The 11,141-nt window shown below is 74.2% G+C and carries 13 protein-coding genes; 4 read left to right on the top strand and 9 right to left on the bottom strand.

Annotated elements, in window-relative coordinates:
* Nucleotides 1-57 precede the first annotated feature (57 nt).
* From IAG44_RS34080 to IAG44_RS34070, 3 genes are read right to left on the bottom strand one after another with little or no spacing between them, the layout of a single operon-like run.
* Complete coding sequence (locus IAG44_RS34080) at nucleotides 58-684, bottom strand: YigZ family protein (RefSeq protein WP_187750919.1); 627 nt, start codon at nucleotides 682-684, stop codon at nucleotides 58-60.
* A 9-nt stretch (nucleotides 685-693) separates the two neighbouring features.
* Nucleotides 694-1,341, bottom strand: a complete 648-nt coding sequence (locus IAG44_RS34075; protein WP_246562240.1) for a SixA phosphatase family protein — start codon at nucleotides 1,339-1,341, stop codon at nucleotides 694-696.
* Between the two features lie 26 nt (nucleotides 1,342-1,367).
* Nucleotides 1,368-2,096 (bottom strand): hypothetical protein, encoded by a 729-nt coding sequence (locus IAG44_RS34070; protein ID WP_187750918.1) that lies wholly within the window; start codon nucleotides 2,094-2,096, stop codon nucleotides 1,368-1,370.
* 220 nt (nucleotides 2,097-2,316) lie between these two features.
* Here IAG44_RS34070 and IAG44_RS34065 point away from each other — a divergent pair, with 220 nt between their 5' ends.
* A complete protein-coding gene (locus IAG44_RS34065; RefSeq protein WP_187750917.1) occupies nucleotides 2,317-2,727 on the top strand; it encodes a CoA-binding protein in 411 nt (136 codons plus the stop codon).
* Nucleotides 2,728-2,766: 39 nt separating this feature from the next.
* Nucleotides 2,767-3,969 carry a 4-hydroxybenzoate 3-monooxygenase gene (locus IAG44_RS34060; protein ID WP_187750916.1) on the top strand — a complete coding sequence of 401 codons (1,203 nt, stop codon included), beginning with the start codon at nucleotides 2,767-2,769 and terminating at the stop codon, nucleotides 3,967-3,969.
* On the opposite strand, the gene IAG44_RS34055 is transcribed toward IAG44_RS34060, so the two are convergent.
* Complete coding sequence (locus IAG44_RS34055) at nucleotides 3,963-4,313, bottom strand: ArsR/SmtB family transcription factor (protein ID WP_246562239.1); 351 nt, start codon at nucleotides 4,311-4,313, stop codon at nucleotides 3,963-3,965. The genes IAG44_RS34060 and IAG44_RS34055 overlap by 7 nt on opposite strands.
* 60 nt (nucleotides 4,314-4,373) lie before the next feature.
* Between IAG44_RS34055 and IAG44_RS34050 the strand changes: the two genes are divergently transcribed.
* Entirely contained in the window at nucleotides 4,374-5,426 is a 1,053-nt protein-coding gene (locus IAG44_RS34050; RefSeq protein ID WP_187750915.1) for a cation diffusion facilitator family transporter, read from the top strand.
* 54 nt (nucleotides 5,427-5,480) lie between these two features.
* Here the strand turns inward: IAG44_RS34050 and IAG44_RS34045 are convergent, their stop codons facing one another.
* Genes IAG44_RS34045 through IAG44_RS34035 form a run of 3 tightly spaced genes read right to left on the bottom strand, consistent with a single transcriptional unit; the run spans nucleotide 5,481 to nucleotide 7,455 of the window.
* Nucleotides 5,481-6,041 (bottom strand): YbaK/EbsC family protein, encoded by a 561-nt coding sequence (locus tag IAG44_RS34045; RefSeq protein WP_187750914.1) that lies wholly within the window; start codon nucleotides 6,039-6,041, stop codon nucleotides 5,481-5,483.
* Between the two features lie 20 nt (nucleotides 6,042-6,061).
* Nucleotides 6,062-6,634, bottom strand: coding sequence for a helix-turn-helix domain-containing protein (locus tag IAG44_RS34040; RefSeq protein ID WP_187750913.1), 573 nt, complete (start codon nucleotides 6,632-6,634; stop codon nucleotides 6,062-6,064).
* Nucleotides 6,635-6,675: 41 nt separating this feature from the next.
* Nucleotides 6,676-7,455, bottom strand: coding sequence for an acyltransferase (locus IAG44_RS34035; protein ID WP_187750912.1), 780 nt, complete (start codon nucleotides 7,453-7,455; stop codon nucleotides 6,676-6,678).
* Nucleotides 7,456-7,554: 99 nt separating this feature from the next.
* Between IAG44_RS34035 and IAG44_RS34030 the strand changes: the two genes are divergently transcribed.
* Nucleotides 7,555-8,085, top strand: coding sequence for a gamma carbonic anhydrase family protein (locus IAG44_RS34030; protein ID WP_187750911.1), 531 nt, complete (start codon nucleotides 7,555-7,557; stop codon nucleotides 8,083-8,085).
* A gap of 5 nt (nucleotides 8,086-8,090) precedes the next feature.
* Here IAG44_RS34030 and IAG44_RS34025 read toward each other — a convergent pair whose 3' ends face one another.
* Together IAG44_RS34025 and IAG44_RS34020 are read right to left on the bottom strand one after the other, a co-directional pair.
* The gene (locus IAG44_RS34025) at nucleotides 8,091-8,723 is read right to left on the bottom strand and encodes a DedA family protein (protein WP_187750910.1); all 633 of its coding nucleotides are present in this window, start codon (nucleotides 8,721-8,723) and stop codon (nucleotides 8,091-8,093) included.
* Nucleotides 8,724-8,764: 41 nt separating this feature from the next.
* Nucleotides 8,765-11,092, bottom strand: coding sequence for a beta-glucosidase (locus IAG44_RS34020; protein WP_246562233.1), 2,328 nt, complete (start codon nucleotides 11,090-11,092; stop codon nucleotides 8,765-8,767).
* Between the last annotated feature and the right edge of the window lie 49 nt (nucleotides 11,093-11,141).

Raw genomic sequence — 11,141 nt, 5'->3', positions numbered from 1 at the left:
CGGGCGGTCACACCGGCACCGGGCCTCACACCGGCCTTCGCGAGCCCCCGCCGCGTCTCACACGTCCCCGTACGCCTCTCCGCCCAGCTCGAACCCCGCCGTGCCCGCCGTCGCGTCCGCGAGCCAGCCCCGGAAGGCGGGGACGTCGGCGTCGGGGAGGCCGATCTCGATCGTCACCGCCTCGCCGTAGCGGACGTCGCGGACCTCGCGGCCGGTGGCGCGCAGGTCGTTCTGGAGTTTGCCGGCGCGCTGGTGGTCGACGGTGAGGGTGGCGAGGCGGAAGCGGCGGCGGGTGAGGGTGCCGAGCGTGTCGATGGCCTCGCCGACGGCGCCCCCGTAGGCCCGGATGAGTCCGCCCGCGCCGAGCTTGACGCCGCCGTAGTACCGGGTGACGACGGCGACGACGTACCGCATGTCCCTGCGGGTCAGCATCTGGAGCATCGGGAGCCCGGCGGTGCCGCCCGGTTCGCCGTCGTCGCTGGCCTTCTGGACGGAGGCGTCGGCGCCGATGACGTACGCCCAGCAGTTGTGCGTGGCGTCGGCGTGCTCCTTGCGGACGGCCGCGATGAAGTCCTGGGCGGCCTTCTCGGTGGCCGCCGGAGCGAGTGCGCACAGGAAGCGTGAGCGGTTGACCTCGGTCTCGTGGACGCCCGCGCGGGCGACGGTGCGGTACTCGTCCTGCATCCGGTCAGCCTAGTCGCCGGCCGGCCGGGGCTTCTTCCCGCGGGGGACCGTCACGGATGTCAGGAGTGCCGTTCCGTGCGCGAGCGTGTGCCAGGTGGGCGCGTGCCACGCGAGGACCGCGATCGCCGAGGTGGGGAACTTCTCGGCGACGCGCTCCAGGGCGTCGTCCACGGCGTCGCCCGCCAGCGTCAGGACCAGGTCCTCCAGGCCGGGGTTGTGGCCGACCAGGAGCAGGGTCTCCACGTCGGAGGGGGTCTCGTGGACGACGTCCAGGAGGCCGGGGACGTCGGCCCCGTAGAGGCGGGGGTCGTGGCGGGCCGGGGGCGGGGTGGCCCACTGGGCGGAGGCCAGCTCCCAGGTGCGGCGCGCCCGCTCGGCCGTGGAGCACAGGGCGAGGTCGGGGAGGCAGTCGGCCTCGGCGAGGGCGCGGCCGGCGGCGGGGGCGTCACGCAGTCCGCGCGGGCCGAGGGGGCGGTCGTGGTCGGGGACGCCGTCGGGCCAGGCGGACTTGGCGTGCCGCAGGACGACCAGCCGACGCAGGGGACCGGCGCTCGCGTGCGCGTGGGTGGGCACCGCCGATGGGGCATCCCCGGCGCTCGTGTGCGCGTGGTGGTCGTCTTCGCGGGCGCCGGGGCCGCCGTCGCTTCGGGCGTTCATGTCGGACTCCCCGGATCGCGGGCCGTTCATGTCGTGCTCCCCAGGTCGCGGGCGAGGTCGAGGCCGAGGAAACGGTCGGCGTACGCGTACGTCTCGAAGCGGGCGCCGTCGGGGAGGGCGGGGTCGGTCTCGACGGCGCGCAGGGTGCGCAGGACCGCCGGGACGTCGAGGTCGTCGTCCCAGGCGTGCCGGAGCTGTGTGCGGACGGTGTCGGGGACCGGGCGTGAGGGTCTGCGGGCCCAGTCGGCGACGGCGTGGCGCCAGCGGGCGAGGGTGTCGCGGGCCTGGTCCAGGGTGTCCGCGTCGAGCCTCAGCGGCGTCTGGCGGCGTGCGGAGAGCAGTGCGAGGCGCAGGACCGCCGGGTCGGCGTCCGGGGCCGTCGGCGGGCTCGTCAGGCCCTCCACGGGGGCCACGGTGAGCAGCGTGCCGGCCGGGACGGGGTCGTCGTCGCGGGCGACGTGCACCACCTGGGCCTCCCCGAGGCCGGCGCCGACGTCCCTGCTGTCCTCGAAGGGCCGTGCGCCGAGCGCCGCCGCGCCGGCCCGCAGTTCGTCCTGTTCGCGGGCGCCGGTGAGCAGGGCCCACACGGGGGTGCCGCCGAGTTCCAGCGCGCGCACGAGGAGGTCGGCGACGAGCAGCACCCTCAGCGATCCGGTGCCGTACCCGGAGGCGTGCGCCTCGACCCGGGTCAGACCGCGGCGGACAGGGGCTGCGGCGACGGACTCGCCGGTACGGGCGTCGATGATGCGGAGCACGGGGTGAGCGTAGGCGGCCGGGGGCCCGCGTGCAGTCCGATGGGGCGGAAAGGCGGGGAATGGCAGGGAAACAGACAGCGGTGGCGTGTTCCCCGTGTACGCGCGGCCGTACGCGCGCGAGGCGAGGCGGACCGGGCGCGTGCCGGGTCCGTGGAATCACCCGCCCTCCCTCGTGGTTGGCACGACAGACAGGTTCACCCGCGCTTCCAGGAGGCCGACCGTGTACGGCGACGACGCGACGATCCGCACGATCCTCACCGAGAGCGGCGACACGTGGGCGGTGGTGGGGCTGTCGACGAACCGTGCGCGCGCCGCGTACCGGGTCGCCGAGGTGCTTCAGCGGTTCGGCAAGCGGGTCGTGCCGGTGCACCCGAAGGCGGAGACGGTCCACGGGGAGCCCGGTTACGCGTCCCTCGCGGAGATCCCGTTCGACGTGGACGTCGTCGACGTCTTCGTCAACAGCGACCTCGCGGGCGCGGTCGCCGACGACGCGGTGGCGAAGGGCGCGAAGGCGGTGTGGTTCCAGCTGGACGTCGTCGACGAGGACGCGTACGCGCGGACGCGTGCGGCGGGCCTCGACATGGTCATGGACCGCTGCCCGGCGATCGAGATCCCCAGGCTGGGCCGGTAGGCGGAGGCCGCTGTCAGACCCGCTGTCCATAATGGCGGGGTGAACTCACCGTCCCCCGAACGCGTTCCGGTCGTCGTCATCGGCGCGGGTCCCGCAGGTCTCACCGTCGGCACGCTCCTGCGGGCCGCGTCGGTGGACTGCGTGGTGCTGGAGGCGGAGAGCAGGGCGGTCATCGAACAGCGCCCGCGCGCGGGCGTGCTGGAGGACTGGGCCGTCCTCGCGCTGGACCGGCGCGGGCTCGGGCACCAGCTCCTCAAGCGGGCCGCGCGGCACACGGCGTGCGAGTTCCGGTTCGGCGGGGCGGGCTACCGCTTCCCCTACGGCGAGCTGACCGGCCGTCACCACTACGTCTACCCGCAGCAGTCGCTGGTCACGGACCTGGTCCGGGAGTACGTGGACGTCCGCGCGGGGGACGCCCGCTTCGGTGTGCGGGACGTCGGGATCGAGGGGCTGGCGAGCGCGCGCCCGACGGTGTCGTACACGGACGCCGAGACGGGTGAACGGCGGCTGCTGCACTGCGACTTCGTGGTCGGCGCGGACGGCGCGCGCGGGGTGAGCCGGGCGGCGGTGCCGGAGGGGCACGCGCGCGTGGCGCGGCACGACTACGGCGTGGGCTGGCTGGCGCTGCTCGCGCAGGCGCCGCCGTCGTCGGACTGTGTGCTGTTCGGGGTGCATCCCGACGGGTTCGCCGGGCACATGGCCCGCAGCTCCGAGGTGACCCGCTACTACCTCCAGTGCCCGCCCGGGGACGACCCGGACAACTGGTCGCACGCGCGCGTGTGGGCGGCGCTGCGCACCCGTCTCGCGGCGGCCGGCGCGCCCTCGCTGACCGAGGGCGAGCTGATCGAGAAACGCGTCCTCGACCTGCACGACTACGTGGTCGAGCCCATGTCCTACGGGCGCCTCTTCCTCGCCGGCGACGCCGCCCACCTGATCGCCCCGATCGCCGCCAAGGGCCTCAACCTCGCCCTCCACGACGCGTTCCTCCTCGGCGACGCCCTGGTGGCCTACCTCCTGCGCGGCGACGGCCGCGGCCTCGACGACTACTCGGACACCTGTCTGCGCCGCGTCTGGGACTACCAGGAGTTCTCCCAGTGGCTCTCCGAGCTGTACCACGGCTCCGCCACCGGCGACCCCTTCCGCGCGGGCACCTCCTTCGCGCGCCTGCGCCGCCTGTTCACCTCCCCCACCGCCGCGGCGGCGTTCGCGGAGCAGTACCTGGGCAGCGCCGAGCACTACTGAGCCTCGCGCATGCGGTGGTCTGCGACGTTCAGCGCCTCCTCGACCAGCCGTCCCAGGTGCCCGTGGCGCAGCGAGTAGATCACCCGCCGCCCTTCCTTGCGTGTGCCCACGAGACCGGCCAGCCGCAGCCGCGCGAGGTGCTGGCTGACCGCCGGCCGGGCCGCCCCGCACACCTCGGTGAGGGTCCCGACGTCCGCCTCGCCCTCGGTCAGCGCGTGCAGCAGCGTGAGCCGTGTGCGGTCGCCCAGGAGGGCGAGGAGTTCGGCGGCGAGGGCGATCTGTTCCTCGCCGGGGGTGTGTGGGTGCGCATGATGTGCAGGTGACAGGTGCATGCGTGCGCTCATACGCACATGATGCGGCTCCGCGCGGGGTACGTCCAGAGTGAGGCGAGGGAAGGGGCCCCTATGAACGAACGGCACGAGCACCACGGCGACGACGGACATCACCACGCGCACGCCCACGAGCACCCGCGCCCCCTCCGCCACCGCCTCGCCCACCTCCTGCGCCCCCACTCCCACGAGACCGCCGACAAACTCGACCCGGCCCTGGAGTCCTCCGCACGCGGCATGCGCGCCCTGTGGATCTCACTCACCGTGCTCGGCGCGACCACAGCGCTCCAGGCCGTCGTCGTCGCCCTCTCCGGCTCGGTGGCCCTCCTCGGGGACACCGTCCACAACGGGGCGGACGCGCTCACGGCACTCCCCCTCGGGATCGCGTTCGTCCTGGGCCGGCGTGCGGCCACGCGGCGCTTCACGTACGGCTACGGGCGGGCGGAGGACCTGGCGGGCATCGTGATCGTGCTGACGATCGCGGCGTCGGCGGCGTTCGCCGGCTGGGCGGCGCTGGGGCGGCTGCTGGAGCCGCGTCCGGTCGAGCACGTCGGCGCGGTGGCCGTCGCCGCGCTGGCGGGGTTCGCCGGGAACGAGTGGGTGGCCCGGTACCGCATCCGGGTCGGCCGCGAGATCGGCTCGGCGGCGCTGGTCGCCGACGGACTGCACGCCCGCACCGACGGGTTCACCTCGCTCGCGGTGCTGCTCGGCGCGGGCGGCTCGGCGCTGGGGTGGCGGCTCGCCGACCCGGTCGTGGGGCTGGCGATCACCGCCGCGATCGTCCTCGTCCTGCGCGACGCCGCGCGCGAGGTGTTCCGGCGCGTCATGGACGCCGTCGACCCGGCCCTCACGGACCGCGCGGAGACGGCCCTGCGGGACGTCCGAGGGGTGCGGGACGTCGGTGAGTTGAGGCTGCGCTGGATCGGCCACCGGCTGCGCGCGGAGGTGTCGGTCGTCGTGGACGGCGAGGTGACGGTCCGTCAGGCCCACGCGATCGCCGTCGACGCGGAACACGCCCTCCTGCACGCCGTCCCCCGCCTCACGGCGGCCCTGGTCCACGCGGACCCGGCACCCCAACCGGGCCTGACAGACCCCCACTTGACGCTGGCGCACCACATGCGGACCTGAACTCGGGGCACCACCAACGCCGTTGACCACTCAGCACGCGAGCGCGCGGGCCCCTCAGGCCCCAACTCCCAACCCCTCCACCACGACCGCCCCCGGCAGTTCCCCGAACGCCTTCCCCGGCACCAGCAGTTTCCCCCGCCGCCGCCCGCTCCCCACCAGCACCCACGGCAGCTCGACCACAGCCGCGTCCACCAACAGGGGCCACTCCACGGGCAGTCCGATCGGCGTGATCCCCCCGTACTCCATGCCGGACTCCCCCACCGCCGTCTCCATCGGCGCGAACGACGCCTTGCGGGCGCCGAGTTGACGCCGCACGACCCCGTTCACATCGACCCGCGTGGCGGACGGCACGAGGCACGCGGCCAGCGTCGTCTCCCCGCCCCGCCTGCCCGCGACGACGACGCAGTTGGCGGACTGCTCCAGCAGACCCGGCCCGTAGTGCTGGACGAAGGCGGCGGTGTCGGCCCACTCCGGGTCCGTCTCGACGTACAGGATCTGCTCGGCGGGCACGCTCGCGGACCAGCCGCGGACGGCGTCGGCGACGGGGACGACGAGGTCGTCGAGGCAGTCGGGGGCGGGGGTCGCGGTGTCGAAGTCTCCGATGGGTGCGCGCATGGACGCACGGTAACAGCGGCTCAGGACACCGGCGGCACCGAGACCGCGAGGACCAGCGTCGCGGGCACGGCACCCTGATTCCCGTACGTGTGGGGGCTGTTGGCGTCGAACGTGGCGCTGGCGCCGGCGGGGACCCGGTACTCGGTGTCGTCGACCGTGAGCGTGAGTTCCCCGGAGGTGACGTGGAGGAGTTCGACGGTCCCGGCGGGATGCGGCTCGGACGTGCTGCTCTCGCCCGGCATGAGCTTCCACTCCCACAGCTCCACGGGCCCCGGCGCCTCGGTGCCCGCGAGGAGGCGGCTGTAGCTGCCGGCGTCGGTGTGCCACAGGCGTACGGCGTCCTCGGCGGGCACGATCCGTACCTTCGTGCCCTGTTCGTGGTCGAGGAGGGTCGTGATGCTGACGCCGAGCGCGTCGCCGATCTTGACGACCGTGCCGATGCTGGGGTTGGTGCGGGCCTGCTCGATCTGGATGAGCATCCCCCGGCTCACCCCGGCCCGCGCGGCGAGCACGTCGAGCGTGAAGCCGCGTACCGCCCGCCAGTGCTTGACGTTGCGCGCCAGGTACTGGGTCAGCAGTTCGAGGTCCGCCACGTCTCATCCACTTCAGGGGCCGGTACTGGGAAGCGCCGAGTCTAACGGCCGCCCTCGGACTCCGGCCCCGAGAGCCGGGAGAGCCCGGCGACCGCCTCCTCGTCCAGCTCCGAGAGCGCGACGAGCTCTTCGGAGGTGACCCCTTCGGGGATCGGCACCGGCGCGGGCGTCCGCAGCGGCGGCTGCCAGCCCTCGGCGGGGGTCCAGCGGCGGACGACGCGCGCGGGCGCGCCGGCGACCACCGCGTGGTCGGGTATCTCGCCCCGGACGACCGCGCCGGCGGCGACGACCACGTTGCGGCCGATCCGGGCGCCGGGCAGGATCACGGCGCCGGTGCCGATCCAGCAGCCGGGGCCGATCTCGACGGGCTCCATGCGGGGCCACTGCTTGCCTATGGGCTCGTGGGGGTCGTCGTAGGAGTGGTTCGTCGAGGTGACGTAGACGTAGGGGCCGAAGTAGCAGTCGCTGCCGATGGTGACCGTCGTGTCGGCGATGACGTGGCTGCCCCGGCCGAGGACGACGCCGTCGCCGATGCGCAGGATGGGCTCGGCGCCGAGGTCGAGGCCGGGCATCAGACCGGCCGTCAGGGTGACCTGTTCGGCGACGATGCAGTGGGAGCCGAGGTGGATCCAGGGTTCGCCGAAGACCGTGCCGAGCGGGAAGGCGAGGCGGGTGTGCTCGCCGATCGCGCCGAAGCGCAGCCGGCCGGGGCGCTCGGCGGTCACCGAACCCGTGCGCCGCACCCACTCCCACCCGGCGTGCACGGCGCGCTGGGCGAGACGGCCCCGCCAGGACGAGAACGTGTTCTTGGGCTTCGGCACGCGCCCACCGTAGTCGTCCCCGCAGGCACCCGCGCTGTGATCTTCACCCCACCCGGTGGCGTACGGTGCGGTGACACCGACCGACACGAGGAGACGGCGATGACGCACAAGGCTCTGATCACGGGCATCGGGGGCAAGGAGCCGAGGATCGACCCGGCGGCGTTCGTCGCCCCGACGGCGTCCGTGATCGGCGACGTGACGCTCGGCGCGGGCGCGAGCGTCTGGTACGGCGCGGTCCTGCGCGGCGACGTCGAGTCGATCACCGTCGCCGCCGAGGCGAACGTCCAGGACAACGTGACCCTGCACGCCGATCCCGGGTTCCCGGTGTCGATCGGCGAGCGGGTCTCCGTCGGCCACAACGCGGTCGTGCACGGGGCGACCGTCGAGGCCGACTGCCTCGTGGGGATGGGCGCCACGATCCTCAACGGCGCGGTGATCGGGGCGGGTTCACTGGTCGCCGCGCAGGCGCTGGTCACGCAGGGGACGGTGGTGCCGCCGGGTTCCCTGGTCGCCGGGGTGCCCGCGAAGGTGCGGCGCGAGCTGACCGACGAGGAGCGCCAGGGCGTCACCTTCAACGGCACGTCGTACGCCGAACTCGCCAAGGCGCACAAGGCGGTGCACACCGAATAGCCGCCTCACTCGGCGGCGACCGCCTCCGGCTCCTGCTGGGCCCGCTTCGCCTTGCGCTTGAGGACCAGCATCGAGGTGAGGCCGATGAGGACGGCGAGGACCAGGCCCAGCCAGGAGAATTTCTTCAGCCAGCCCTCGGCGACGATGCCGACGTAGTAGATGACGGCCGTGGTGCCGCCGGCCCAGGCGATGCCGCCGAGGACGTTGGCCGTGAGGAACTTCCAGTACGGCATGTGCAGGACGCCCGCGAGGGGCCCGGCGAAGATCCGCAGGAGGGCGACGAAACGGCCGAAGAAGACGGCCCACATGCCCCACTTCTGGAAGGAGCGCTCGGCGGTCGCCACATGCCCCTCGCTGAAGTGCCGGGGGAACTTCCGGCCGAGCCACGCGAGCAGCGGCCGTCCGCCCTTGCGGCCGATCGCGTACCCGATGGAGTCGCCGACGACGGCTCCGACGGTCGCGCAGGCCCCGAGGATCAGCGGGTTGACGCCCGCGTGCTGCGAGGACAGCAGGGCCGCCGAGACGAGGATGATCTCGCCGGGCAGCGGGATGCCCAGGCTCTCCAGCCCGATGACCAGCCCCACCACGGCGTAGACGGCGACCGGAGGCACCGAGTCGAGCCACTCCTGGACGTGCACCGCCGGGTTCCTTCCGTTGGACGTCGATGATCCCCGCGAGCCTACCGTCCGCGCACGGGCGCGACGGGCCGCACCACCACCTCCGCCGTCAGCCGAAGCTCCCCCGCCGACGCCCCCACCCACACGGTCCGCGCCCCCGTCCCGAGCACCCAGCCGCCCGCGCCGGGGTCCCACGACGACAGCGTCCGCGCCGCCACCCCGATCCTCACCCGCCGCCGCTCCCCCGCCTTCAGCGCGATCCGCCGGTACCCGGCGAGCACCCGCACCGCCTGCGCGACGCGTACGTCCGGCGACGGGCCCACATAGACCTGCGGGATGTCGACGCCGTCGCGCGCGCCCGTGTTGACGACCGTGAACTCGGCCTCGACGCCGCCGCGCCCGTCCGCGCGTACCGCGAGGCCGGTGTACGCGAACGTCGTGTAGGAGAGCCCGTGCCCGAACGAGAACAGCGGGCGCACGCCCTGTGCGTCGTACCAGCGGTAACCGGCGTGCACGCCCTCCGTGTACGCGACGACCCCGTCCGTGCCGGGGTAGCGGCGCGCGTCGCCGGCGACGGGGTGGTGGGCGTCGTCGACCGGGAACGTCTGCGTGAGGCGCCCGCCCGCGTCGCAGTCCCCGGTGAGGACGGCAGCCGTCGCGGCGGCGCCCTCCTGGCCGGGGTAGTACATCTGGAGCACGGCGCCGGTCCGCGCCAGCCAGGGCATCGCCGTCGCGGACGACGTGTTGAGGACGACGGTGGTGCGCGGGTTCGCCGCCGTCACCGCCTCGATCAGGCGCTCCTGGTTGCCGGGGAGGGCGAGTGTGGCGCGGTCCAGGGACTCGCTGGCGTCCTCGTAGGCGAACAGGACGACCTGTTCGGCGGCGCGTGCGGCCTCGGCGGCCTCGGCGACGTCCCGCGCGCGGGTGGCGGCGGTGATGTGGCGCAGGCGGAAGAGCTGGGCCTCGTGCGCGGTGATCCTGAGGGTGTGGGGTCCGGGGGCGAGCCGGCGGGTGGCGCGGCGGACGTTGAGGCCGTCGGGGGCGGTGGTGGTGAGGCCGCCGACGAAGTACTCGCCCCAGCCGGGCGCCTGCGGGAACAGCTCCTCGCCGTCGAGGAGGACGTCGGGACGGCTGACCGGGGAGCCGGTGTAGTGCAGGACGAACGTCCGCTCTTCCCCGTCCCCGGCGAGCGAACCCTCGTGCACCCAGCCCGCCTCGACGCGCTGTCCCTCGCTGTCGAACCCGGCGTCCGGGATCGCCTTCCCGAACAGGTCCTCGCCGAGCGCGTACGCCACCTCCCCCAGCCGCCTCCTGAGCGCCGCCAGCGGGCTCTCCGCCCCCGCGCTGACCACGTGCGCGCTGCCCCCACCGCTGACGAACGGGTAGTCCGCGCTCGCCCCGATCACCGCGAGCGATCCGCCGGCCCGCAGCGGCAGGGTCCCGTTCTCGTTGCGCAGCAGGACGGCGCCGGCCTTGGCGACCTCCAGGGCGACGGCGGCCCCGGCGGCGGCGTCGCGGACGGGGCGGGGCGTCTCGTCGAGGTGGCCGAACCGCTCGCGGACGGTGAGGATCCGCCGCACCGCCCGGTCGACGTACGCCTCGGGCACCTCGCCGCGCTCGACGGCCGCCTTCAGCGCCGCCCCGAAGTACGTGCCGTCCGGCATCTCCATGTCGAGTCCGGCGCGCAGGGCCGGGCCGGTGCTGTGGGCGGCGGACCAGTCGGTCATGACCCAGCCGGTGAAGCCCCAGCGGTCGCGCAGGATGTCCGTGAGGAGGTGCGCGTTCTCGCAGGCGTAGGTGCCGTCGACCTTGTTGTAGGCGCCCATGACACAGCCGACGCCGGCCTCGACGGCGGCCTCGAAGCCGCGCAGCTCGACCTCGTGGAGGGTCTGTTCGTCGACGCGGACGTCGACCCGCTCGCGGTCCGCCTCCTGGTTGTTGAGGGCGAAGTGCTTGACGGTGGCGATCAGGCCCTCGTCCTGGATGCCCCGGATCTCGGCGGCGACGAGGTCGGCGGCGAGCAGCGGGTCCTCGGTGAACGTCTCGAAGTCGCGGCCGCCGTAGGGGGTGCGCAGGAGGTTGACCATCGGGGAGAGCAGCACGTCCTGGCCGAGGGCCCGCCCCTCGTGGCCGATGACCTGTCCGTAGCGGCGCGCGAGGCCGGGGTCGAAGGCGGAGGCCAGGAGGACCGGGGCGGGCAGCGCGGTCGCGGGCGCGGCGACCCGTACGCCGGCCGGGCCGTCGGCGAGGCGCAGGGGCGGGATGCCGAGGCGAGGGACGCCGGGGAGGTGGCCGGCCTGGCCGAGGGAGGCGGGGTCGGGGGCGCCGTGCAGGAGGGAGAGTTTTTCGTCGAGGGTGAGCTGGGACAGCAGACGCTCGACGCGGGGCACTGTTCGGTCCAGGCGTTGGCCATGGGATGCCGCTGTACCGTCCGGGCCT

Origin of the sequence: Streptomyces roseirectus (assembly GCF_014489635.1) — a bacterium.
Lineage (GTDB): Bacteria > Actinomycetota > Actinomycetes > Streptomycetales > Streptomycetaceae > Streptomyces > Streptomyces roseirectus.
This window is presented reverse-complemented; position numbering and strand designations above follow the sequence as displayed.